Source organism: Mycobacterium sp. MMS18-G62 (genome assembly GCF_053877835.1).
On sequence record NZ_CM132662.1, the window covers coordinates 3,108,317 to 3,132,423 of the forward strand.

General features: G+C 65.5%; 18 protein-coding genes. 13 read left to right on the forward strand and 5 right to left on the reverse strand.

Annotated elements, in window-relative coordinates; genetic code table 11:
* Position 1: 1 nt before the first annotated feature.
* Complete coding sequence (locus ACWW36_RS15510) at positions 2 to 1,033, reverse strand: nucleoside hydrolase (protein WP_456142501.1); 1,032 nt, start codon at positions 1,031 to 1,033, stop codon at positions 2 to 4.
* Between the two features lie 35 nt (positions 1,034 to 1,068).
* Positions 1,069 to 3,081 carry an SDR family oxidoreductase gene (locus ACWW36_RS15515; RefSeq protein ID WP_456136899.1) on the reverse strand — a complete coding sequence of 671 codons (2,013 nt, stop codon included), beginning with the start codon at positions 3,079 to 3,081 and terminating at the stop codon, positions 1,069 to 1,071.
* Between the two features lie 116 nt (positions 3,082 to 3,197).
* Here ACWW36_RS15515 and ACWW36_RS15520 point away from each other — a divergent pair, with 116 nt between their 5' ends.
* The 4 genes from ACWW36_RS15520 (at position 3,198) to ACWW36_RS15535 (ending at position 9,616) form a co-directional block, all read left to right on the forward strand.
* Entirely contained in the window at positions 3,198 to 4,067 is an 870-nt protein-coding gene (locus ACWW36_RS15520; RefSeq protein WP_456136900.1) for a MaoC/PaaZ C-terminal domain-containing protein, read from the forward strand.
* A gap of 83 nt (positions 4,068 to 4,150) precedes the next feature.
* Positions 4,151 to 5,032 carry a universal stress protein gene (locus tag ACWW36_RS15525; protein ID WP_456136901.1) on the forward strand — a complete coding sequence of 294 codons (882 nt, stop codon included), beginning with the start codon at positions 4,151 to 4,153 and terminating at the stop codon, positions 5,030 to 5,032.
* A 134-nt stretch (positions 5,033 to 5,166) separates the two neighbouring features.
* Complete coding sequence (locus tag ACWW36_RS15530; RefSeq protein ID WP_456136902.1) at positions 5,167 to 6,279, forward strand: diguanylate cyclase domain-containing protein; 1,113 nt, start codon at positions 5,167 to 5,169, stop codon at positions 6,277 to 6,279.
* A gap of 43 nt (positions 6,280 to 6,322) precedes the next feature.
* Entirely contained in the window at positions 6,323 to 9,616 is a 3,294-nt protein-coding gene (locus ACWW36_RS15535) for an error-prone DNA polymerase (RefSeq protein ID WP_456136903.1), read from the forward strand.
* On the opposite strand, the gene ACWW36_RS15540 is transcribed toward ACWW36_RS15535, so the two are convergent.
* Complete coding sequence (locus ACWW36_RS15540; protein ID WP_456136904.1) at positions 9,613 to 11,583, reverse strand: cellulase family glycosylhydrolase; 1,971 nt, start codon at positions 11,581 to 11,583, stop codon at positions 9,613 to 9,615. The genes ACWW36_RS15535 and ACWW36_RS15540 overlap by 4 nt on opposite strands.
* A 763-nt stretch (positions 11,584 to 12,346) precedes the next feature.
* On the opposite strand from ACWW36_RS15540, the gene ACWW36_RS15545 reads away from it, so the two are divergent.
* Positions 12,347 to 13,000 carry a nitroreductase family protein gene (locus ACWW36_RS15545; protein ID WP_456136905.1) on the forward strand — a complete coding sequence of 218 codons (654 nt, stop codon included), beginning with the start codon at positions 12,347 to 12,349 and terminating at the stop codon, positions 12,998 to 13,000.
* Positions 13,001 to 13,004: 4 nt separating this feature from the next.
* On the opposite strand, the gene ACWW36_RS15550 is transcribed toward ACWW36_RS15545, so the two are convergent.
* Entirely contained in the window at positions 13,005 to 13,469 is a 465-nt protein-coding gene (locus tag ACWW36_RS15550; protein ID WP_456136906.1) for a tRNA (cytidine(34)-2'-O)-methyltransferase, read from the reverse strand.
* A 257-nt stretch (positions 13,470 to 13,726) separates the two neighbouring features.
* Between ACWW36_RS15550 and ACWW36_RS15555 the strand changes: the two genes are divergently transcribed.
* The 8 genes from ACWW36_RS15555 to ACWW36_RS15590 all read left to right on the forward strand — a co-directional run bounded on the left by ACWW36_RS15555 (position 13,727) and on the right by ACWW36_RS15590 (position 21,732).
* Entirely contained in the window at positions 13,727 to 16,594 is a 2,868-nt protein-coding gene (locus tag ACWW36_RS15555) for an ATP-binding protein (RefSeq protein ID WP_456136907.1), read from the forward strand.
* Positions 16,591 to 17,010 carry a roadblock/LC7 domain-containing protein gene (locus ACWW36_RS15560; protein WP_456136908.1) on the forward strand — a complete coding sequence of 140 codons (420 nt, stop codon included), beginning with the start codon at positions 16,591 to 16,593 and terminating at the stop codon, positions 17,008 to 17,010. The genes ACWW36_RS15555 and ACWW36_RS15560 overlap by 4 nt, the downstream gene beginning before the upstream one ends.
* Positions 17,011 to 17,017: 7 nt before the next feature.
* Positions 17,018 to 17,389: a DUF742 domain-containing protein gene (locus ACWW36_RS15565; RefSeq protein ID WP_456136909.1), complete on the forward strand. Its 372-nt coding sequence runs from the start codon at positions 17,018 to 17,020 to the stop codon at positions 17,387 to 17,389.
* On the forward strand, positions 17,370 to 17,975 hold the full coding sequence (locus tag ACWW36_RS15570; RefSeq protein WP_456136910.1) for a GTP-binding protein: 606 nt from the start codon (positions 17,370 to 17,372) through the stop codon (positions 17,973 to 17,975). The genes ACWW36_RS15565 and ACWW36_RS15570 overlap by 20 nt, the downstream gene beginning before the upstream one ends.
* Before the next feature lie 3 nt (positions 17,976 to 17,978).
* Complete coding sequence (locus ACWW36_RS15575; protein WP_456136911.1) at positions 17,979 to 18,542, forward strand: pentapeptide repeat-containing protein; 564 nt, start codon at positions 17,979 to 17,981, stop codon at positions 18,540 to 18,542.
* Positions 18,543 to 18,569: 27 nt separating this feature from the next.
* Positions 18,570 to 19,484 (forward strand): zinc-binding dehydrogenase, encoded by a 915-nt coding sequence (locus ACWW36_RS15580; protein ID WP_456136912.1) that lies wholly within the window; start codon positions 18,570 to 18,572, stop codon positions 19,482 to 19,484.
* Complete coding sequence (locus tag ACWW36_RS15585) at positions 19,484 to 20,392, forward strand: pyridoxamine 5'-phosphate oxidase family protein (protein WP_456136913.1); 909 nt, start codon at positions 19,484 to 19,486, stop codon at positions 20,390 to 20,392. The genes ACWW36_RS15580 and ACWW36_RS15585 overlap by 1 nt, the downstream gene beginning before the upstream one ends.
* Positions 20,393 to 20,457: 65 nt before the next feature.
* A complete protein-coding gene (locus ACWW36_RS15590) occupies positions 20,458 to 21,732 on the forward strand; it encodes an amidohydrolase family protein (protein WP_456136914.1) in 1,275 nt (424 codons plus the stop codon).
* Here the strand turns inward: ACWW36_RS15590 and ACWW36_RS15595 are convergent.
* Positions 21,729 to 24,107, reverse strand: a complete 2,379-nt coding sequence (locus tag ACWW36_RS15595; RefSeq protein ID WP_456136915.1) for an ATP-binding cassette domain-containing protein — start codon at positions 24,105 to 24,107, stop codon at positions 21,729 to 21,731. The two genes, ACWW36_RS15590 and ACWW36_RS15595, sit on opposite strands and share 4 nt — an antisense overlap.

A 24,107-nucleotide genomic window follows, 5' to 3' on the forward strand; every position in this document is an offset into this window, starting at 1 on the left:
GTCAGCCCAGCCGCTTCGCGAACGGGCCCACCCGGCCGATGAACCGGTCGAAGAACGCGCCGGGGTCGACCTCAACCCCGATGAGCGCGTTGGCTTCTCGGCCCCAGTGCCCGCTCCAGTCGGCGACCGTCATGCCGCGGGTCAGGGTGCCGGTCAGTTCCACGTCGATCGCGGCGGGCCTGCACCGCACCAGATCCGGATCCAGTGCCACGGCCGCTGCCAGGGGATCGTGCAGGTGTGCCAGATAGCCTTCGCCCTGGTCGAAGTGGAACTCGAAGTAGAACCGCATCGCGTCCTCGAGCACCCGGATCAGCGGGTTCGATGCCGCTGACCGGGTGCCGCGGTCGTCGAGCACGCTCATTGGCGCCGAGGACGACTCGGCCGCGGCCGCAAGCCTGCTCAGGATGGCCGGCGTCATCGCGATGTTCTCGGTGAGGTTGAGGCCCAACACGATCGGAATGTGCTTCGGTGGTTCCAGTCCCCACGCCGCGCCCCATACGGCGAACACCTCCGCCGCGGCCTCGGGGTCGACGCTGATGTTCCATTCGGCCACCGGCGTGGTGTTGCCGCGGTAGTCGAAGGCGCCGCCCATGATCACCAGCCGCCGTAGCAGTTTCGGCAGCATCGGTTCGCGCCGCAGAGCCAGCGCCAGGTTGGTCAGCGGCCCGGTCGCCACGGCGATCAGCTCGCCGGGATAGGCGTGCGCCGCGCGTACCCACGCCTCGGCGGCGTCGTGGGCGGTCAGCTCCCACTCGCTCGCCGGCAGCTGGGCGTAACCCAAACCCTCGGGGCCGTGCGTGTCCTCGGCGGTGCGCAACGGCGCGCTGACCGGCTGTTCGGACCCCTTCGACACCGGCACGCCCGTGATTTGACACAACTCCATCAGGGCGAGATTGTTCTGGCAAACCTGTTGCACCGGAACGTTTCCCGCGGTTGACGCGATGCCGACGACATCGACATCGTCACTGGCGAACAGGTACACCAGCGCCATCGCATCGTCGACGCCGGTATCGACGTCGACGAACACCGGCAGCGGAGTGGTCACCCCGTCACGATAAGGCGCGTCAATTACCAGTGCACACCGGGCACCAGTCGCACAGCGCGCTTGACCGGGCGGGTAACCGGCCGCAGGGCCTTGAGTGTCTTCGCAGCGCGTGCCGGGCGTTTCGGCCGCCGAGACGGCGTGTGCTCGACGCGAGGCTCCTCACCGCGCGCGGCCGCGGAGTCCGGATAGCCCAGGTAGAGCTGATGCAGGATGCGCCGCGACAGCTTGGGTGTCATGTAGTTGCCGAAATCGGCGAGCGTGCCGACCGGCGTATCGATCCGCGCCGGCTTCTCCACCAAACCGCGCACCACCATCGCCGCGGCGTGCTCGGGGCTGATCGGCGGAATCGGATTGAGCCGTCGCGACGGCACGATCATCGGTGTCTTCACCAGTGGCATGTGAATGTTGGTGAACGTGATGTGGTCCGACAGTGTCTCCGTCGACACCACGTCGGCGAACGCATCCAGCGCCGCCTTGCTCGGCAGATACGCGCTGTACTTCGGGCCGTTGGCCTGCACGCCGGCACTCGACACGTTCACCACGTGACCGAACCGTCGCTCGCGCCAGTGCGGCAGCAGCGCGAGCACCATCCGCACCGCGCCGAAATAGTTGACCGCCATCACCCGCTCATAGTCGTGCAGCCGGTCGGTGGAGTTGACCACCGAGCGGCGGATCGACCGCCCGGCATTGTTGACCAGATAGTCGACGTGACCGAAGCGGCCCAGGATGTCTTTGACCGTGTGCTCGACCGACGTGGAATCGGTGACGTCACACGTGAATGCGTACGCATTCCCGCCCGCAGAACGGATCTCGGCGATCAGGTCATCAAGTGCTTCGGCGTTGCGCGCCAACGCGAACACGGTCGCTCCGCGTTCGGCGACCGCGATCGCCGACGCCCGTCCGATACCGCTGGACGCACCGGTGATGATCACATGCTTGCCGACGAGCGGTCCGTCTGGGTCATCGCGGCGGGCCCGATCAGGGTCCAGATGCTCGGCCCAGTAGTGCCACAATTTCGGTGCGTACGAAGGGAATTCAGGGACCGTGATCCCGGTACCGCGCAGCGATTCCGCCGTGTTGTCGGATGTGAACGTCGGCATTAGGTCGACGACGTCGAGGATCTCCGCCGGTATGCCGAGCTGTGTTGCCGCCATATTCCGCCACACCTTCGCCCGCCCCGTCGCCTTCAGCACCGGCGCGGCGACTGAACCCGGCAGCGAACCGCGTAGTGGCGGTAATCCCGCCGCGTCGGCCACGCCACGGTAAATGCCACGCAGCCCAACGGGTTTCGATGCAACCAGGTGAAAGGTCTGGCCGTCGCGCTCCTCGGCATGCATCAACGCCACAAGAGCATCGACAACGTAGTCGACAGGAACGATGTTGGTGCGTCCGGTGTCTGGCAGCACCATTGGCGTGAAGCCTGGCAGCATCGCCAGCTTCGCCAGGAGCGGGAAGAAGTAGTACGGGCCGTCGACCTTGTCCATTTCGCCGGTGCGCGAATCGCCGACGACGACCGCCGGCCGGTACACCCGATACCGCAGCCCCGGCGTAGACCGGACCAGCAGCTCGGCCTCGAACTTCGTCTGGTGATAGGGCGTCGGCAGATCCTGCGCGACGTCGAAGTCGTCCTCGGTGAACTCGCCGCGGTAGGTGCCCGCGACGGCGATGGACGACACGTGGTGCAGGGTCGCGTCGAGGCGGCGCGCAAGATCGATGACTGCGCGAGTGCCCTCCACATTGGCGGCGCGCTGCGCGGCCTCGGCCGCGGTGAGGTCGTAGATCGCCGCGCAATGTACGACGTGGTCAACGGCGCCCAACTCGGCGAGGTCGTCGTCGGTGAGGCCAAGGCCCGCGGCGGTCAGGTCGCCGACCAGCGGTTTGGCCCGCGGGCCCCAGTCCAGAGCGAGGCGCTCAAACCGTGCCAGCGATTCGCGTCTGACCAGCACCCACACCTCGGCGTCCTCGCCACGGGCCAAGATCTGCGACACCACTCGGCGGCCAATAAACCCGGTACCGCCGGTAACGACATAGCGCATGCGAGCCATGGTCACCCCTGACGGGACAAAGGTCAACTGGGCCCACCGGGTGAGTGGGAGAAACTTCCACTCACCGGGGGAGGACGCGGTCGGCGGGCGGCCGATATCGTCCGACTATGCCGATCGACGCAGGCGCCATAGGCGCGAAAACAAAACCACAACTGTTCGAATGGACCGACCGCGACACCCTGCTCTACGCGCTCGGCGTCGGTTGCGGTGCCGCGGACCTGGCCTTCACAACCGAGAACAGCCACGACATCAAGCAACAAGTGCTGCCCACCTATGCGGTCATCGCCTGCCTGCCCTTCGCGGCTGCGGGCAAGATCGGCTCGTTCAACTTCGCGATGCTGCTGCACGGATCCCAGGAGATCCGGCTGTTCAAGCCGCTGCCGGCGGCGGGCAAGCTCAGCGTGGTCGCCGAGGTCGCCGACATCCAGGACAAGGGCGAGGGCAAGAACGCGATCGTGATGTTGAAGGCGACGGGCACCGACCCGGATACGTCGGAAGTCGTCACAGAGACGCTGATGACCGCGGTTATCCGCGGCGAGGGCGGTTTCGGCGGCCAGCCCGGACAGCGTCCGGTCGCCCCGGAGATTCCAGACCGCGAGCCCGACGCCCAAGTGGCGCTGCCGACTCGCGAAGACCAGGCGCTCATCTACCGGCTCTCCGGCGACCGCAATCCGTTGCACAGCGACCCGTGGTTCGCGCGCGAAATGGCCGGATTCCCAAAGCCAATCCTGCACGGGCTGTGCACATATGGGGTCGCCGGCCGCGCCTTAGTCGGCGAGCTCGGTGGCGGCGACGCGACGAAGGTGAGCGCGATCGCGGCGCGGTTCACCTCGCCGGTGTTTCCCGGTGAGACGCTGACGACGTCCATCTGGCGCACGGAGTCTGGGCGGGCAGTGTTCCGCACCGAGGCCTCCAACCCCGACGGATCGAATGCCCGGCTGGTTCTCGAGGACGGCGCAGCCGAATACCACACCTGACAATTGCTTGAACCGCCCATAATCGCCGTCCCGTATTGACAGGATGTCTGGGGGCGGGGTGTCAGAACGGCGGTGGTTCCTAAATGAAATTGGTCGTCGGTTACCTGGCAACCGGGGGCGGCGCGGACGCCATGGCGCTCGCCGTGCGGCTTGCCCGCACGCTCGGAGCCGCTGTCGAAGCCTGCATGGTCCTGCCGCCCGATCGGCCGCTTCTCGCAGCTGCCACCGGCTACGACGAGCTCCTGACCGAACAGGCAGAGAAATGGCTTGCCGAAGCGCTCGCAACGGTCCCCGATGGGATTGACGCGCACGGCCACGTGAGTTTCGACGACTCTTTCGCCGACGGGCTGATCCGGGAGGTCGCCCGCCTCGAGGCCGACATCATGGTGGTGGGTGGCTCGGGTGGCGGCTTGGCCGGCAGCTATTCCTTGGGTTCTGTCGTCAACGAGCTGTTGCACTCTTCTCCGGTTCCGGTAGTCGTGGCGCCGCGCGGTACGAGGGATTCGTCGGTGGATCGGGTTCGCGAGGTGACGTGTGCGATCGGCCGGCGGCAAGGCGCGGATCTCTTGCTAGACACCGCGGTCCGATTCAGCAAGGCGGCGGGCACACCGCTGCGACTGGTTTCGCTGGTGGCGCTGGACCCGACGTTCGGAAGTCTGCGCGGCGACGAAGAGGCCGTTCGTGAGCGCGCGATGGCTCACGCCCGCCAAGCGTTGGAAACCGCGAAAGCTGGACTGCCGGAAGGCTCTTCGATCACCTCCACCATTGTCGACGGTTCCACCGTTGAGGATGCGGTCAACAAGCTCGAGTGGCACGACGGGGATCTGATCATGGTGGGGTCCAGCCGGCTGAGCGCGCCCAAACGCCTGTTCCTCGGATCGACGGCCGCAAAGATGCTGCGGGTGCTCGAAGTGCCGATGATGGTCGTGCCGAGGGATCAACTCGGCGTAGAGGATTTGCCTTGATCCACAGAAGCCAAGTGATGTCGCGAGCGTGTTTGCTGCGGCTGGTAACCTTCGGCTGTGCGCCGGCGCATGTTTCTGACGAAAGCACTTGACCGGCCGATGCGCGAAATTTTCACGGTTCCGGGTGATAGTCGATGACCACAACACGGGTTTGGCTGGCTCGCCCAGACCACTACTACTGGTTTACTGCGTTACTCGCCGCGCGCGGTTTGAGGGCGACGACGTCCCGCATCGTGGCGGGGATCATCTTCGGCCTCGGCGCAATTCCGGTGATCCTGATCGGCAGCGATGTCGGTCCACAGACACGGCTTGAACGAATCCTGGCAATCGGTGTGGCGACCTGTTGCGTCGTCATGGCGCTGAGCTGGTTGCGTCATCAGTGGCCGACGAGGTTCCAGTCGCTGCTGTGTGTGGTCGCCGGAACGATATGTATCGCTGTGGCAGCGCTCATCGTCGCCAGTCCGATCTGTGGGGTTCTCGGCACGACGACGTTTGCTGTACTCGGCGCCTATGTGGTGTGCTTTCACACCACGCGGCTACTGGCCTTCACGTGGACGGTTGCCGGAATCACGTTGGGCGTGCTGTTTTTTCGGTTGGCCCAAAGCGACATAGCCCTGGCGGTGACCAGCATCGCCGTGGCGTCGATGGTCAACGTCTTCGTCGTTTACGCCTGCCGGGCGGCTATTCGGTTGATTCGTCCGGACATCCACCATGGTGACATCGAGCAACTCACAGGGCTATTGCACCGTGACGGCTTTTACCAGAAAACCGCAACGCTGTTGGCTTCCCGCAACCGCCTCGACGACCGCTACCTCGTCGTCATCGCCGTCAACATCGACAGCTTTTCGCTCCTGCTCGGAATCGCAGGCGCACGCGGTGGCAATCAGGCCCGCGTCGCGGTCAGCGAGGCCCTGCGCGAGACCGTGCGCCACGACGCAGTGCTGGCACATGTCGCCGACGACGACTTCCTGATCGCCGACAGCTTCTTGACGGCCGAACCGACGGCGCTCGTCGAGCGCGTTCGCGGTTCTATCGCCACCACGCCGCCGCATCTGACGGCCAGCATCGGCGTCGTCAGCACGCTTCTTGGTCCGTTGACCGACTACCCGCCGTACGACGTCATCGACACCCTCGTCGGCATCGCCAACAACGCGATGGACGAGGCCCGCAGGGCCGGGGGTAACCAAGTCCGGTATGTCGTGCGGCCCACGCTCGCGATGGGGCACGACGAGGACAGTTCGGTCTAGCTCCGGGGTTTCTCTTCGAACATGCGTTCGATACACTTGTAAGGTGGGCTGGCATAACGGGCCGCCGAGCTGGACGGAAATGGAGCGGGTGCTCAACGGCAAGCCGCGCCGTGCCGGGTGGCCTATTGACGAGCAAGCGGGCGACGGCGGTGACAGCCCGGCCTGGTCGCGCAAGCGCGGGGAGTATCAGCCGGTCGAGATCGACAGGCCTATGTCGTCGGTCCCGTACGCCGAACTGCACGCGCATTCTGCATACAGCTTTCTCGACGGCGCCAGCACACCAGAGGAACTGGTCGAAGAGGCCGCCCGGCTCGATCTGCGCGCCATCGCGCTGACCGATCACGACGGCCTGTACGGCGTGGTGCGCTTCGCCGAGGCCGCCAAGGAATTGGATGTGGCCACGGTGTTCGGCGCGGAGTTGTCGCTCGGCGGCGGTGACCGGACAGAAGTGCCCGACCCGCCGGGACCGCATCTGCTGGTGCTGGCTCGCGGGCCGGAAGGATATCGGCGGCTGTCACGTGAGCTCGCCAAGGCGCATCTGGCGGGTGGCGAGAAAGGCGTGCTCCGCTACGACTACGACGCACTCACCGAGGCGGCAGGCGGGCATTGGCATATCCTGACTGGTTGCCGCAAAGGTCATGTGCGCCATGCCCTTTCGTCGGGCGGTTCCGAAGCCGCAGGAAAGGCGCTTGCGGATCTGATCGACCGCTTCGGCCGCGACCGGGTCAGCATCGAGCTGAGCCACCACGGTCATCCGCTCGACGATGAGCGCAATGCCGCACTGGTCGAGCTGGCACCGAAGTTCGGTGTCGGTATCGTCGCCACCACCGCAGCCCACTTCGCCGAACCGTCACGCGGGCGACTGGCCATGGCGATGGGGGCGATCCGGGCCCGCAATTCGATGGACGAGGCGGCCGGTTTCCTTGCGCCGCTTGGCGGCTCACATCTGCGGTCGGGGGAGGAGATGGCGCGGCTGTTCGCGCACTGCCCAGAGGTGGTGACGGCCGCGGCCGATCTCGGCGAGCAGTGCGCGTTCGGCCTGGCATTGATCGCCCCTCAGTTGCCGCCGTTCGACGTCCCCGACGGGCACACCGAGGACAGCTGGCTGCGACATCTGGTGATGCAGGGCGCTCGCGGCCGGTATGGCCCGCCGGAACGGGCGCCACGTGCCTATGCACAAATCGAGCACGAGCTGAAAGTTATTGAGGCGCTGAAGTTCCCAGGCTATTTCCTGGTGGTGCACGACATCACGCGGTTCTGCAAACAGAACAACATCCTGGCCCAGGGCAGGGGATCGGCGGCGAACTCGGCGGTCTGCTACGCCCTCGGCGTGACCAACGTCGACCCGATCGCCAACGAGCTGCTGTTCGAACGCTTCCTGTCTCCGGCGCGCGACGGTCCACCGGACATCGACATCGACATCGAATCGGACCTGCGGGAGAAGGCCATCCAGTACGTATACGACCGGTATGGCCGCGACTACGCCGCGCAGGTCGCCAACGTCATCACCTATCGCGGTCGCAGCGCGGTCCGCGACATGGCCCGCGCGCTGGGATTCTCGCAAGGTCAGCAAGACGCGTGGAGCAAGCAGATCAGCAGGTGGAACGGACTCGACGATTCACCCGACATCGAGGACATCCCCGAACCGGTGATCGAGCTGGCCACGCAGATCCACAACCTGCCCCGCCATATGGGCATCCACTCCGGCGGCATGGTGATCTGCGACCGGCCGATCGCCGATGTGTGCCCGGTGGAATGGGCGCGTATGGAGAACCGCAGCGTCTTGCAATGGGACAAAGACGACTGTGCGGCAATCGGTTTGGTGAAGTTCGACATGCTCGGCCTTGGTATGCTCTCGGCCCTGCACTACGTCATCGACCTGGTCGCCGAGCACAAGGGCATCGAGGTGGACCTGGCCAAGTTGGACCTGTCCGAACCGGCCGTGTACGAGATGCTGCAGCGCGCCGATTCCGTCGGAGTCTTCCAAGTGGAGTCACGGGCACAGATGGCCACGCTGCCGCGGCTGAAGCCGCGCGTGTTCTACGACCTGGTGGTCGAGGTCGCTCTGATCCGTCCCGGGCCGATCCAGGGCGGGTCGGTGCATCCCTACATCAAGCGGCGCAACGGCATCGAACCGATCACCTACGACCATCCGTCGATGGAGTCCGCGCTGCGGAAGACATTGGGGGTGCCGCTGTTTCAGGAACAGCTCATGCAGCTCGCGGTCGACTGCGCGGGCTTCTCCGCCGCCGAGGCAGATCAGTTGCGGAGGGCGATGGGATCCAAGCGGTCTACAGAGCGGATGCGCCGGCTGCGCGGCAGGTTCTACGACGGCATGCGCGAGCGGCACGGCATCACCGGCGAGGTGGCCGACCGGATCTACGAGAAACTGGAAGCGTTCGCGAACTTCGGTTTCCCGGAAAGCCACTCGTTGTCCTTCGCGTCGCTGGTGTTCTACTCGTCGTGGTTCAAGCTGCACCACCCGGCCGCGTTCTGCGCCGCGTTGCTGCGGGCACAGCCGATGGGCTTCTACTCACCGCAGTCGCTGGTGGCCGACGCGCGCAGGCACGGGGTGACGGTGCACGGACCTGACGTCAATGCCAGCCTGGCCCACGCGACACTGGAGAACGAGGGCCTCGAGGTGCGGATGGGGCTTGGCAGCGTTCGCCACATCGGCGACGAGCTTGCCGAGCGGATGGTCGAGGAGCGAAACGCCAACGGGCCGTTCACATCTCTGCTTGACCTAACCGGACGGCTGCAGTTGTCCGTACCTCAGACCGAGGCGCTGGCCACCGCGGGAGCACTGGGTTGTTTCGGGATCACCCGCCGCGAGGGGTTATGGGCCGCGGGCGCTGCGGCCACCCAGCGTCCGGATCGGCTGCCGGGGGTCGGGTCGTCGTCACACATCCCGTCGTTACCCGGTATGACCGAACTGGAACTGGCCGCCGCCGACGTGTGGGCAACCGGTATCTCACCGGACAGCTATCCCACCCAGTTCCTGCGCGAGGACCTGGATGCGCTTGGCGTCGTGCCAGCGGCCCAATTGTTGGACGTTCCCGACGGGACCAGGGTGCTGGTGGCCGGGGCGGTGACGCATCGCCAGCGGCCCGCGACGGCCCAGGGAGTGACGTTCATCAACCTCGAGGACGAGACAGGGATGGTCAATGTCCTTTGTTCGCCTGGGATTTGGGCACGGCATCGCCGGTTGGCGCAGACGGCGCCTGCGCTGCTGATACGAGGTCAGGTGCAGAACGCAAGTGGTGCGGTGACCGTGGTAGCCGACCGCCTGGCGAAGCTCGCCATGGCGGTCGGCTCCCGCAGCCGCGACTTTCGCTAACTCGCCCCTCTCGAGTCCGACTCGCCCGAACCCGACGTTGCCGTCGAGCCCGTCGTGCCGCCGGTCGTGTCGCCGTTCGATGTGGAGGTCGCTGACCCCTCAGTGCCGCCGGTGGCGGCCTTCGTCGGGCGGACTACCACCTCTGTCCGCGTGGGTTCGCGCGACTCCGTGCTTGTGGCAGCCCCTGTAGTGGAACCCGTATCCGTTTGTGCCGACGGTGGTGTCTTGGTTGCTTCCGCGTCCGTCTTCACCGTGGTGTCCGACTTGGTGGTGCCGTCGGTGGACGACTTCGCGTCGGCGGTGGACGACTTCGTGCCTTCGGTCGTCGACTTTTCTGTGTCGGAGGCCTTGGCATCCGCTGTCGCAGGCGTGGACTCCTCGGTCTTGGCCGTCGTCGCCGATATCGTGGAAGCTTCCGCCGCGGCCGTCGTCGTAGCAGTCGAAACATCTTCTGCTGCAACGTCTGCCGTAGCGGTGGCCTCCGCGGCGTCGGGCTTCGCCGCGTCAGACCCCGATGTATCCGAGGCTGTGGTCGTATCTTCCTTCACCGCCTTGGCGGCCATGGTGGTTCCTTCGGCGACCTGGGCCTGCATCGTTGCGGGCACCGAGGACGCGGCTGCACCGCCCGGGTTGAAGATGTTGGCTATTGCCTGGGCGATGGAGTTGACAAACGAGTTCCAGGAATTGACGAAGCCCTGGAAGGCCGTTCGTACTTGGTCGAAGAACGCCTGCAGCGCCTGGGATAGCTGGGTGCCGAGATCCGGCGGAGTCGCGGGGCCCCCGGGGTCGGTCGGTGTCTGGTGGGCCGCGATGAAGTCCTTGATGACTTGAGCGGCCAGCTTCGCGGTCCAGTCGTAGTTGAACAGGCCGAAAGATCCGTCCTCGGTCTGGGTGCCGTCGATGCGGTCGCGAGTGGTGTAGATGAACGACGGGCCCGTGTAGTCGAGCTTTGACCACGCGTTCAGGAAGTCCTTGATGAACGCAGACTGCTGTTCCTGCGTGACGGCATTCGGACCGGCGGTGGGCAGCCCGTACTCGCTGGCCCAGATCCGCAAGGCCGCGTCCCCGTTATCGATCATCAGCTGCCGGATGGCGATCAGCTGCTGCAGTGGCGAGTCGGCATTCCACGGCTTCCACCACGTGTAATCGCCCTCCGAGAACTTCGTCGTGTACTGGTACGGGTGGATCGACAGCGCGTCGAAGAAACCCTTCGCGCCGTTCGCGTACATCGTCTCGACGAAGTCACGTGCATCCATCGTGACGCCGCCGAAGTTGACGACCGTGCCGAGCACGCCGGCAACGACCAGCGCGTCACTGTTGGCGGCCTTGATCGCCGTGTAGACCTGTTTCAGAACCTCCGTGTATGACACGGGATCGATTGCTGGAGACCAGGATTGGATGTAGTTCGGCTCATTCCACACTTCGTAGGCCGAGATGTCGCCCCCGAAATGTGCGGCGACTTCTGCTGCGAAGGCGGCGAACTTCTGCGGGTCGGGCGCTGCGCCGTAGCAGCCGAGGCAGCCATTGCCATCCTGTGCGCCCCAGTACGGCGTGGAGTTCAGCACGCCAAGCACGGCCATGTTGCGCTCGACCGCCTGATTGACGATGAAGTCGACCTTGGACCAGTCGCGGTACCCGGAGAAGAGACCGAACAAGGCATTGGGGTCGTACGGCTGTACCCCGCCCCACGGAACCAGCACCCGAACCGTGTCGACGCCAAGCGACTGCATTTCGTCGAATGTCTTGATGATGTCGGCGTCAGACATGCCATATAGATCGGAATCGGCGATGCCGACCGTTGTCGACGATTCCTCGATTGCTACGACGGGCATGAAGTCCAGCTCGATCGGTTTGGGTTTGGGGTTGAGCAAATAGGCCATCGCAGCACACATAGCCGCCAGCGGCATTGCGGCTATTACCGCCGCGATCGCATATCGCTGGAGCCGACGAGTTGTTTGACGCCTCATATCGCTCCCCCTGAGTCCCCGATCAGTGAATCTTTGACTGTGGAACAACAAATTAACCGACATGACAGTTAATTACGAGCCGAATGTTGATATTGAACTTTCGTCGGTTTCTGGTGACCTCTGGGTCAGCCTTCGCGTGGTTCTCCGGGTCGGGTTGCGCGGTGAAATACGTGACCCGAATGGGCAGGTTTGGCAACTGTCTTAGCGGCGCAGATGGCCGAAGTATATAAATTGGCTAAGAGGACAGGCAATCGGCGTCGGTACTGCTCACAACCATAATATGGCGTAGTTTATCGGTAACTCCAATGGGCTAAAGTAGTTGAAAACGATATGAAAATGCGAAGTTAGCAACATTTGAGAACGCTCGTCTAGTCGAATTGCATGGTGGTTGTTTCGGGCTTGAGCATTTGCTCTAGCTGACCGGTACCGTCGTATTCTGATCTTGATTGGATCGGTATTGGCGGCCGGCGAAGGGGGTCGGGCAAGCCGCGACCGTCGGCCGCGTCCGATATTCGGCGGCGTATGGGCCCACCCGGACTGGTCGCTCAAACCCACACAAACGGACACAAACCGCGACGGCTCCCCGGCGTGTGCTGGCCTGGCACCTTGTGACTTCCGAAAGCAAAACGCTCTGGGCCCCTCGTAAAGCCGCCCCGGCGATATATTCCATTTCGCTGTGGACGGCTCGAGGTCGATCCCTCGGTTGGAGTCGTCCAGACCTTGTCGGATCGACTGCCGTGAGACCGAATGTAATCTCGGCGAAATGACAGCCGAAGAGACACTGAACTTGTCCGTCGACGAACTGCTGACCACGACCCGCTCGGTTCGCAAGCGACTGGACTTCGAAAGGCCGGTGTCCCGTGAGGTGTTGATGGAGTGCCTCGAACTCGCGCTGCAGGCGCCCACTGGGTCCAACGCTCAGGGATGGCAGTGGGTATTCGTCGAAGACGCTGCCAAGAAGAAGGCGCTCGCGGACATCTACCGAGCCAACGCGACGCCCTATCTCGACCTTCCCAAGCCCGAGCGGGGCGACATCCGTGATGAGCAGATCGGCGCGGTGATGAGTTCGGCCAAGTACCTCAACGAGCACATGCAAGACGCGCCGGTGTTGATGATCCCGTGTCTGGAGGGCCGGCCAGACGGCGCACCGTCAGGTATGTCGGCCTCGTACTGGGGATCGCTATTGCCCGCTGTGTGGAGCTTCATGCTCGCGTTGCGGTCACGCGGGCTGGGATCGGCGTGGACGACGCTTCACCTGATCGGCGACGGTGAAAAGCAGGCGGCGGAGCTACTGGGGATCCCGTTCGACCAGTACGCGCAGGGCGGGCTGTTCCCGATCGCCTACACCAAAGGAACGGACTTTCGTCCAGCCAAACGGCTGCCCGCCGAGCAGCTGACGCACTGGGACACCTGGTAGACCGTCACACCGCGCCGCTGAACCCGTGTTGCCGCCACGCCTCGTAGACTGCCACCGCCGCGGCGTTGGACAGGTTCAGTGACCGTCGGCCCGGCAGCATCGGGATGCGCACCTGCGCCGTGATGTGAGGGTCGGCCAGCGTTTCGTCATGCAGCCCGGTCGGCTCAGGGCCGAACATCAAGACATCGCCGGGGCGGTAGCTGATGTCGGCGAACGACGATGTCGCGTGCGCGGTGAACGCATAGACCCGTTCGGGTGACAGCGCGTCCCACGCGGACCCGAGGTCGGGGTGCACGGTGACCGATGCCAGGTCGTGATAGTCAAGGCCGGCTCGGCGCAACTTGGGTTCGGACAGGTCGAATCCGAGCGGCTCGACAAGATGCAATTCGCACCCCGTGGCGGCGACCATCCGGATCGCGTTGCCGGTGTTGGGCGCGATCCGCGGCGAGTAGAACATCAGCCGAAACATTCGACGATGATGTCAGTCGTGAATGCGGCCGAGCCATCAACCATTTGCTCGTATGGCACAAAAGAGCTTGCCGCAGCGGTTATGAACTCTGTCTGTTCAGTAAGAATTGTGGAAACGACCGGGTGTGACTGGCATACTCGACCAATTGCCAGGCGTAGAACGCCCGCCCGCAGGAGGGCGAAATCAGCAGGAAGCCTTATGAACAACGCTGGACTACTGAAATGCGGACAGGCGGCCGATAGCACCGGCGGGCGCCGATGACCGCGTTCTCGCAGCTGAAGCAGGCTGACGGCACGCTCGTCGATTTCGAACCCAAGACGCAGCCGCCGGCTAAGCGGCCCTCACGTTGGGCGCTCTCAAATTGGTCGGTGCGCTGGAAAGTGTTCGCGATCGTTTTGGTGCCGCTGGTGTTGGCCGGAACGTTCGGCGGATTACGCATCTACTCGTCCGCGACCGCCGCGTCGGATTTGCGGCGCGCCGCCGATCGCGCGGAAATGGTGCCGGCCATCGAGGGCTATATGGCCTCGCTCGAGGGCGCAATGCTGGCAAGTTCGACAGGCGGCGACACCCAGTCCGCGCTGACCAAATTCGACTCGAGCAGGCAGGAACTGCAGCGCCGGCTCGCCGACACCGACGTCGCACCCGATGTGAGCAAGGGCGTCAACGCGATGATCGCCGGCGGCCAGGGCCTGATCGACAAGGTCACATCGAACAGCATCGGACTGCGCGACCGCGTGCAGGCGTACACGCCGATCCTGCTCACCGCCGAAGACGCCATCAACGGCTCCGTTCGAGTCGACGACGAACGCATCCGCGCCGAAACGCTCGGCCTGAGCCGCGCCGTCGGCGCCCGCGGGCAGATGATGATTCAGCAGCTGCTCGTGAACCTCGGCGGCGAGCTGCCCGACCCCGAGCTGCGCCTGTCGATGACGACGGTGGCAGGTACCGAACCGTCGACGCTGTTCGGCATGAGCCAGGTGCTCGGGGTCGGGTCACCTGAGGCCCAGAAGCTGCAGCAAGAGTTCGTCAAGCGGATGGCAATCATGTCCGATCCGGCGGCGCTGCTGGTCAACAACCCGGATCTGAATGCGTCGATCCAGGTCACCAACCAAATTGCGGGCAAGATCATCGCCGACACCACGAACGCGGTGACCAGCGCGGTCGAAGACAAGGCATCGGCGCAGCGCACCGCCGCGATCCGGGACTCCGCGATCGTCATCGGCTCGATGCTGCTGGCCTTGCTGCTCGTCATCCTGGTGGCCCGAACGCTGGTCCGTCCGTTGCGCAAACTGCGCGACAGCGCGCTGCAGGTGGCCCACGACGACCTTGCTCGCGAGCTCGAACGCGTCCGCGCAGGCGGCGAGCCCGGGTCGGTGCAGCCCATCCCGGTACACACCTCCGAAGAGGTCGGCCAGGTCGCGCACGCCGTCGACGAGCTGCACGAGCAGGCGGTCCTGCTGGCCGCCGAGCAGTCCCGTCTGCAGCTGCAGGTGAGCGACATGTTCGAGACGCTGTCGCGGCGCAGCCGCTCGCTGGTCGACCAGCAGCTGTCGCTGATCGACCGCCTCGAGCGCAACGAAGAGGATCCCGACCGGCTGGAGAGCCTCTTCCGCCTCGACCACCTCGCCGCCCGCATGCGCCGCAACGGCGCCAACCTCCTCGTGCTCGCGGGCGCCAAGGTGCCGCGCGAACAGGCTGAGCCCGTGCCCGTTTCGGCGATCATCAACGCCGCGGCGTCTGAGGTCGAGGACTACACCCGCGTGGTCACCGCGACGGTCCCCGATAGCGAGATCCTCGGAGCCGTCGCGGGCGACCTGGTCCACCTGCTGGCCGAGCTGCTCGACAATGCGCTGCGCTATTCGCCGCCGATCTCGCAAGTGCGGGTGTCGGCGGTACACACCGGCAACGGCGGCCTCGTCATCGAGGTGAGCGACATCGGGATCGGCATGACCGATTCGGATCTGCGCGTCGCCAACACCCGTCTGCAGTCCGGTGGTGAAGTGAACCCGTACACCGCACGGCACATGGGCCTGTTCGTAGTCGGACGGCTCGCCAGGCAGCACGGGCTAGTGGTGCGGTTGCGCAGCACCATTGCGGGCGAACCGAATTCGGGCACAACGGCTGGCGTGTATGTGCCGTCCGAACTGCTCATGCGCGGCGGTGTGCCCGATCAGTTCGGCGGCCCGGAATATGCCACACCTGCCGACGCGCACGCCGGGATCGCCACGGCGCTGGCGCTCGACGAGGATCACGAGGACTATCCCGACTACTCCGATGAGCCGATAGGGCAGGAGTACAGCAACGGCCACGGTGATCTGCCCATCTCGCTGTTGCCGCAACGTAATCCGGGCGCCAGCGGGATCTCCGACATCCCGGCATCACTTGCGGTGCCCGAGGAACCCGAAGCCGAACAGTGGCCTTCGCAGGAGTACTGGCCGGCCGACTCCATGCCGGCGCAAACGGTTGAGCCAACCCCGTGGGAAGAGCCACAGCGTTCGGCCGCTCCGACAGACACGTCCGCCTTCTTCGCGTCCCGCCAGGCCGCCAGCAACGGCGTGCCAACCCCGCCGCCGGCGCCAGAGCCGGAGCACGAGCCCCCGCGCCAGGTGGAGCAACCCGAAGAGCAACTGGTGCGCGAGGAACCCGTCCACCAAGCGGCGCCCGAACCGTCCTCGACTGCGGGAGCGGACGACGCCATCTATCAGAAGATGCTCTCGGAGTGGCTGGTGGACCCCACCGAGCTGGCCAACAGCGAGGATCTCAACTGGGAGTCGGTGTGGGATCACGGCTGGTCGGCGGCCGCGGCCGCGGAGGACGCGCCCGTCCGCGAACACACCGAGGAGGGGCTGCCGATGCGCGATCCGGGTGCCAGGCTGGTGCCCGGTGCGGCGGATTCTGCTGGTCTCGACAGCCCGTCGAACGGTGGTCAGCATCGCAACGGGGGCGCGCACAGGAACGACAAGGATGACGACGAGGTAGCATCGGCGGCTGAGTTCGATGCCGGCCCGCAAGCGACGTCGCTGCGGGATCCGGACGCCGTCCGCGCAAGCATCAGCAACCATTTCGGTGGTGTGCACGCAGGCCGATCACAGGCCCAAGAAGTAAGAGGAACAGATAACGAATGAGCTATCCGCCAAGTTCGACGCAGCGTGAGTCGCTCGACTGGCTGGTCTCCAAGTTCGCCCGCGAAGTCGCCGGCGTGTCCCACGCGGTGCTGGTGTCGGCCGACGGCCTGCTGATGGCAGCCAGCGAGCACATGCCGATCGAACGCGCCGACCAGCTCGCCGCGGTGGCTTCGGGGCTCGCAAGCCTGTCGACTGGGGCAGCGCAGCTGTTTGACGGCGGATATGTGCTCCAGTCGGTCGTCGAGATGGAGAACGGCTACCTGCTACTGATGCGCGTCGGTGACGGTTCCAATCTGGCGACACTGGCCACCCGCAACTGCGACATCGGCCAAATCGGTTATGAGATGGCGATTTTGGTGGAGCGCGTAGGCGCGATGGTCCAGTCGTCACGGCGCCGCGCCGCGCAGCACTCGTGAGCGGCCTATGGATGACTGGGAGCGGGAAGCGGAGGCGGAACCGAGCCTGGTCCGTCCCTACACGCTGACGTCCGGACGTACCAGTTCCCGCATCGATCTCCCGCTTGAAGCTGCGGTCGGGACCCTTGAGTCCACCAAACCGGCACGCTGGCCCGGTAACGACGTCCGCGGCCAGATCCTGGTCCTGTGCGCCGCGAGTCCATCGGTCGCCGAGATCGCGTCTCGTCTATCCTTGCCGCTCGGCGTGGCGCGGGTACTGGTCGGCGATCTGGTGACGCAGGGTTATCTGCGGGTGCACGCCACCCTTGGCGATTCGACAACGACCGACGAACGACGCGAACTGATAGGAAGGACGCTGCGTGGCCTTAGGGCGCTCTGAGAGACACCTCGCGACCAACGCCGCCGCGAGGCGGGAGGCCGCGTCGACGAAGATCGTCATCTCGGGCGGGTTCGGCGCAGGCAAGACGACGTTTGTGGGTGCGGTCTCCGAAATCATGCCGCTGAGAACCGAGGCGTTGGTCACCAACGCGTCGGCGGGCGTCGACGGTCTCGAGGCCACCCCGGCGAAGAACACCACCACCGTTGCGATGGACTTCGGCCGGATAACACTCGATGAAGAGCTGGTGCTGTATCTGTTCGGCACGCCGGGGCAGCGGCGGTTCTGGTTCATGTGGGACGACCTGGTGCGCGGCGCCATCGGGGCGGTCATCCTGGTGGATGTCCGCCGGCTGCAGGACAGCTTCGCCGCGGTCGACTTCTTCGAGGCGCGCAAACTCCCGTTTATCATCGCGATCAACGAATTCGACGGAGCGCCAAGACATCCCGCACACGCGGTGCGTAAGGCGCTGGCGCTGCGCGATAACATCCCGGTGATCACCGTCGACGCCCGCGACCGGCACTCGACAAGGGCTGCGCTGATCGCCGTCACCGAGTACGCGCTGGACATCCTTTCGCTGCACGGCTGATCCGTGAGCGACGACGAAACAGCCTGGGTCGAGCGAGAATTCGAAGGTCACGACTTTCGCGACGACGATCTGAGCCGACTGAAGACCGAGCGGGCGATCTTCACCGAATGCGACTTCAGTGGCGTCGACTTGTCCGAATCCGAGCACATCGGATCCGCGTTTCGCAACTGCACTTTCCGGCGGACGAACCTGTTGCACAGCACCTTTCGGCACTGCAGCTTTCTCGGCTCGGTCTTCACCGAATGCCGCATGCGGCCACTGAGGCTGGTTGAAGTGGACTTCACGCTGGCCGTCCTCGCCGGCGCCGACTTGCGTGGCGTTGACCTGTCCGACTGCCGCCTGCGGGAAGCCAGCCTGGTGCAGGCCGATCTCCGTAAGGCGGTGCTGCGGCGCGCAGACTTGACCGGCGCGCGAACCCAAGGCGCCCGCCTCGACGAGGCCGACCTACGGGGTGCGCGGGTGGATCCGACGCTGTGGACCACCGCGGCGCTGCGCGGCGCCAGGATCGACATCGATCAGGCGCTGGCCTACGCCGTCGCGCACGGCCTCGACATCCACGGGGAATAAGCGCCGCCGATAGGAGTTGACGCTGGCATGCGAGCAGTCATCTACGACCCGCAAGCGCGTGCTGCCCTGCGGTTGGCCGAGGTCGACGAGCCTGTCCCCACCGAGTCCGAAGCCCTTGTCGAGGTGCGAGCGACGGCGCTGAACTTTGGCGAGGTGCACTTCATCGATCGCATGCGCAAGCCAGGCGAGGTACCCGGGTGGGACGCGGCCGGCGTCGTCGTGCAGGCCGCGGCCGACGGGTCCGGCCCGCCGAAGGGCAGCCGGGTTGTCGGTTTTGACGGTGCAGGAGGATGGGCCGAGCGGCGGGCCGTGCCGACGGAAAACCTTGCGGTGTTACCGGATTCGGTTGAGTTCGGGCAGGCTGCGGCGTTGCCCGTCGCCGGGGTGACAGCACTGCAGGCGTTGCGCGCACTCGGCCCGGTGGTCGGCCGTCGAGTGCTCATCACCGGTGCATCGGGCGGGGTGGGCCGGTTCGCCGTCCAGTTGGCCGCAAGGGCCGGCGCCCATGTGGTCGCCGCGGTCGGATCCGCGGCCCGCGGCGCCGGGCTTACCGAGTTGGGCGCGGCGGAGGTCGTGGTGGGCCTGGCCGACGTCACCCAGCCCGTGTTCGGTGTGCTTGACAACGTCGGCGGGCAGCTGCTCGCCGACGCGTTCAGCCTCCTGGAGGAAGGCGGCTCTGCGCAATCCATTGGGATGGCGTCAAACCAGCCCACGACCATCGACTTCGAGGCCGAGCGGCAGAACCCGGCGCGTAGACGGTTGGAACCGTTTACCGTTCGTGCGCCCTTCGGAACGGACCTGAATTACCTGCTGAAACTGCTCGGGGCCGGCGAGCTGGATCCGCAGATCGGTCTGCGGGCGTCGTGGGAGGACGTTTCGGAAGCCGCCGAGGCACTGCTTGGCCGCCGAGTCGCCGGCAAGGCGGTATTGGACGTGAGCTGATGGTCAAAGAAGGCTTCCACGACGGCGAACTCGCCGTCCAGCGCCGCGCGGGTGTGCTTGCCCAGACGGCACGCCTTGGCGCGGCCATGCTGGCGACGCCCGACCTCGACGGCGGCATCGGCCGGTTCCTGGCCGACCGCGACTTCGCCGTCATCACCGCGCGAGATACCGGCGGTCGACTATGGACCTCTCCGCTTTTCGCGCCCGCCGGCTTCCTCGAAGCGAGTGGTCGAACGCTGACGGTGCACACCACACCCGACCGCGACGACCCCCTCCGCGGCCTTGCCGAAGGGCAGGCAGTGGGCTTGCTCGCCATCGAATTCGCCACAAGGCGCCGGGTCCGCGTGAACGGCATTTTGACGGGCGCCGGTACCGACCGGCTGCAGATCTCTGTCGATCAAGCATTCGGCAACTGCCCCAAGTACATTCAGCAACGCCACCTCGAGCACATCGACCGCGCACCGCTGGGCGCGGACGTCGAGCGGACGAAGCGCCTCGGCCCCGCAGAGACTGCACTGATCACCGCTGCCGACACGTTCTTCCTGGGCACAATCCACCCGAGCCGCGGCGCGGACGCCTCGCATCGCGGCGGTCCGCCTGGCTTTGTGCGCGTCGAGGGCGACCAGCTGTGGTGGCCGGACTATCCCGGCAACAACATGTTCAACAGCTTCGGCAACCTCGCGGTCGATCCCAGCGCGGCCTTGCTGTTCATCGACTTCGACACCGGAGCGACTCTTCACATCTCAGGCACCGCGGCGGTCGATTGGACAACCCCAAACGTCCGCGGTGACGACGGCGGCGTCGGGCGCCGGGTGAGATTCACCGTCGACTCAGTCGTCTCGAGGCCAGGATCGCGCGTCCAGAGCGGTCCAGCCCAACCATCTCCGCACAACCCGCGGCTCACCTGAGATTCCGTCTCACTCAACAAGACGAATCCTGCGTGCACCGGCCCCGCCAAGGGAAGGATGGGGCAATGGCTGCTACCTGGGACACGATCGATCGCTACGTCGTCATCTCGACGGACACCCACGCCGGGGCCGATCTGTACGACTACAAGCCGTACCTGCCGACCCGACTGCACGACGAATTCGACGCGTGGGCCAAGACCTATGTCAGCCCGTTCGACGACCTGGTCGTCGCCACCGCTCAGCGCAACTGGGACCACGAGATGCGGATGTCGGAGATGGACGCCGACGGGGTGGCCGCCGAAGTGCTGCTCCCCAACACGATTCCGCCGTTCTTCCCGACCACACCCAACATCACGATCAGCCTGCCGCGCACTCGCGACGAGTTCGAAAAGCGTTGGGCCGGTGTGCAGGCCCACAACCGCTGGCAGGTCGACTTCTGTTCGCTGGCCCCTGCGCGGCGGAGAGGGTTGATTCAGGTCTTCCCGAACGACATCGACCTGGCCCTGGAGGAGATCCGCTGGGGTGCGCAGCAGGACTGCTTCGGCGGCGTGCTGGTGCCACCGGTCTCACCTGGCGATCCGAGCGTCGCGCCGCTGTTTCATACCCGCTACGAGCCGCTCTGGTCGCTGTGCACCGAGCTGGACCTCACCGTCGTTCAGCACGCCGGCGCAGGAAGCCCGATGATGCCGATGGATCAGCCCGCCTCCAACGCGGTCTTGATCACCGAGATGGCGATGTGGGCCCAGCGCACCGTGTCCCATCTGATCCTTGCCGGGGTTTTCGAACGCCACCCGACGCTGCGATTCGTCCCGACGGAACAGGGCACCATGTGGCTGCAGTTCCAGATGATGACGCTCGACGCGATGGTGCCCAGCATGAAAACCGAAGCGGGCAACCGGACTTACGGGATGTTCGGCGGCTCGTCGATCGACGAGCTGACCATGGCGCCGAGCGACTATGCGAAGCGCAATTGCTATCTGGCTTCCGAACTCATGCCATTCGAGTCGTCGATGATCGACTACATGGGCGCGGACCACATCATGTGGGGCAGCGACTATCCGCACGAGGAAGGCTTTGCGCCCCACTCCAAGCTGGCCATCAGATGGGCGCTGCACGACCAGACCGAGGACGCCTGCCGCAAGATCCTCGCCGGCAACGCCGGGCGTCTGTACCGGTTCGACCTGGAGGCACTGGCGCCCGTCGCCGCTGAGATCGGTCCGACGGTCGCCGAGGTGCGTACTCCGTTAAGGGACACCGGCTATCAGGCCCCCGCGGCGTTCGGTTACCGGCCTTTCGAGGGTGGGCTGGCGCTCAAACGGCTTGCCCCGGCACGCAACTAGCCGCCGATGTAGGCCGCCAGGTGCTCGCCGGTCAGGGTGGACCGGTCAGCGACGAGTTCGGCTGGGGTGCCCTCGAAGACGATACGGCCGCCGTCGTGCCCGGCCCCGGGCCCGAGGTCGATGATCCAGTCGGCGTGCGCCATGACCGCCTGGTGGTGCTCGATCACGACGACCGACTTGCCGGCGTCGACGAGCCGATCGAGCAGGGCGAGCAGCTGCTCGACGTCGGCGAGATGCAGACCGGTGGTTGGCTCGTCCAGGACGAAGACGCCGCCGTCGACGCCGATATTCGTCGCGAGCTTGAGCCGCTGCCGCTCGCCGCCCGACAATGTCGTAAGCGGCTGGCCCAGGCTGACGTAGCCAAGCCCGACGTCGGCGAGATGAGTCAGGATCTTGTGTGCGGCAGGCACTTTCGCGTCGTCAGAGCCGAAGAACTCCAGGGCGTCGGTCACCGGCATCTCCAGCACCTCGCTGATGTCGCGGCCCGCGAACTTGTAATCCAGCACCGACGCGTCGAACCGTTTACCCTCGCATTCCTCACAGGTGGTCGCGACGCCGGCCATCATCGCGAGGTCGGTGTAGACAACCCCGGCGCCGTTGCAGTTGGGGCAGGCGCCTTCGGAGTTGGCGGAGAACAGCGCCGGCTTGACGCCGTTGGCCTTCGCGAACGCCTTGCGGATCGGGTCGAGTAGCCCGGTGTACGTCGCCGGGTTGCTGCGCCTTGAGCCACGGATCGGCGTCTGATCCACCGACACCACGCCGTCACGCCCGGCCACCGAGTCACTGATCAGCGAGCTCTTGCCCGAGCCCGCCACCCCGGTCAGCACGACCATCACGCCGAGCGGGATGTCGACGTCCACGTTCTGCAGGTTGTGCGTCGACGCGCCGCGAATCTCCAACGCGCCGTTGGGTTTCCGTACGGATTCCTTTAGTCCGGCCCGGTCGTCGAGGTGGCGGCCGGTGATGGTGCCGCTGCCCCGCAAGCCCTTGACGGTGCCCTCGAAACACACCTCGCCGCCTGCCGTACCGGCGCCGGGCCCGAGGTCGACGACGTGGTCGGCGATCTCGATCGTCTCCGGCTCGTGCTCCACGACGAGTACGGTGTTGCCCTTGTCCCGCAGGCGCAGCAGCAGGTCGTTCATCCGCTGGATGTCATGGGGGTGCAGGCCGGTGGTGGGCTCGTCGAAGACGTAGGTGACATCGGTGAGCGACGACCCTAGTTGCCGAATCATCTTGGTACGCTGCGCCTCACCGCCCGAGAGCGTGCCCGACGGCCGGTCGAGGCTCAGATAGCCGAGCCCGATCTCGACGAACGAGTCGAGCGTGTGCTGCAACGCGCCGAGCAGCGGCGCGACGGACGGTTCGTCCAGCTCTTTGATCCACTCGGCCAGGTCGCTTATCTGCATCGCGCAGGCGTCGGCGATGTTGATGCCCTTGATCTTTGACGACCTGGCCAGCTCGGACAGCCGCGTGCCGTCGCATTCGGGACACGTGGTGAACGTGATCGCCCGCTCCACGAACGTCCGGATGTGCGGCTGCATCGCGTCGACGTCCTTGGACAGCATCGACTTCTGGATCGTCGGGATCAGCCCCGCATACGTCAGGTTGACACCGTCGACCTTGATCTTGGTCGGCTCCTTGTAGAGCAGATCATTCAGTTCCTTCTTGGTGTACTTGCGGATTGGCTTGTCCGGGTCGAAGAAGCCGCAGCCGCGGAAGATGCGCCCGTACCAACCGTCCATGCTGTAGCCGGGGATGGTCAAAGCGCCCTCGTTCAGCGACTTGCTGTCGTCGTACAGCGCGGTCAGGTCGAAGTCGCTGACCGAACCCCGGCCCTCGCACCGGGGACACATGCCGCCGGTGATCGAGAAGCTGCGCCGCTCCTTGACCGTCTTGCCGCCCCGCTCGAATGTCACGGCCCCACCGCCGCTGATCGAGGCGACGTTGAACGAAAACGCCTGGGGCGAACCGATATACGGCTTGCCGAGGCGGCTGAACAGGATGCGCAGCATCGCCCCGGTGTCGGTGGCGGTGCCGACCGTCGAGCGGGGATCGGCACCCATCCGTTCCTGGTTGACGATGATCGCGGTCGTCAGCCCTTCGAGCACGTCGACGTCGGGTCGCGCCAGCGTCGGCATGAAGCCCTGCACGAACGCGCTGTACGTCTCGTTGATCAGCCGCTGCGACTCCGCGGCGATCGTGTCGAATACCAAAGAGCTTTTGCCCGAACCCGATACGCCGGTGAACACAGTCAGCCGGCGCTTCGGGATCTCGATGCTGACGTCGCGGAGGTTGTTCTCGCGCGCGCCGTGCACGCGGATCAGATCGTGACTGTCAGCAGCGTGCAGAGCAGGCGATTTGGTCGTCTTGCCCAT

Excerpts from the sequence above, each read along its gene's own strand:
- ACWW36_RS15550 (WP_456136906.1), bottom strand. The coding sequence starts at position 13,469 with ATGTTTCGGCTGATGTTCTACTCGCCGCGGATCGCGCCCAACACCGGC.
- ACWW36_RS15560 (WP_456136908.1), top strand. The coding sequence starts at position 16,591 with ATGAGCTATCCGCCAAGTTCGACGCAGCGTGAGTCGCTCGACTGGCTG.
- ACWW36_RS15565 (WP_456136909.1), top strand. The coding sequence starts at position 17,018 with ATGGATGACTGGGAGCGGGAAGCGGAGGCGGAACCGAGCCTGGTCCGT.
- ACWW36_RS15595 (WP_456136915.1), bottom strand. The coding sequence starts at position 24,107 with ATGGGCAAGACGACCAAATCGCCTGCTCTGCACGCTGCTGACAGTCAC.
- ACWW36_RS15540 (WP_456136904.1), bottom strand. The coding sequence starts at position 11,583 with ATGAGGCGTCAAACAACTCGTCGGCTCCAGCGATATGCGATCGCGGCG.
- ACWW36_RS15530 (WP_456136902.1), top strand. The coding sequence starts at position 5,167 with ATGACCACAACACGGGTTTGGCTGGCTCGCCCAGACCACTACTACTGG.
- ACWW36_RS15590 (WP_456136914.1), top strand. The coding sequence starts at position 20,458 with ATGGCTGCTACCTGGGACACGATCGATCGCTACGTCGTCATCTCGACG.
- ACWW36_RS15585 (WP_456136913.1), top strand. The coding sequence starts at position 19,484 with ATGGTCAAAGAAGGCTTCCACGACGGCGAACTCGCCGTCCAGCGCCGC.
- ACWW36_RS15525 (WP_456136901.1), top strand. The coding sequence starts at position 4,151 with ATGAAATTGGTCGTCGGTTACCTGGCAACCGGGGGCGGCGCGGACGCC.
- ACWW36_RS15545 (WP_456136905.1), top strand. The coding sequence starts at position 12,347 with ATGACAGCCGAAGAGACACTGAACTTGTCCGTCGACGAACTGCTGACC.
- ACWW36_RS15520 (WP_456136900.1), top strand. The coding sequence starts at position 3,198 with ATGCCGATCGACGCAGGCGCCATAGGCGCGAAAACAAAACCACAACTG.
- ACWW36_RS15555 (WP_456136907.1), top strand. The coding sequence starts at position 13,727 with ATGACCGCGTTCTCGCAGCTGAAGCAGGCTGACGGCACGCTCGTCGAT.
- ACWW36_RS15580 (WP_456136912.1), top strand. The coding sequence starts at position 18,570 with ATGCGAGCAGTCATCTACGACCCGCAAGCGCGTGCTGCCCTGCGGTTG.
- ACWW36_RS15515 (WP_456136899.1), bottom strand. The coding sequence starts at position 3,081 with ATGCGCTATGTCGTTACCGGCGGTACCGGGTTTATTGGCCGCCGAGTG.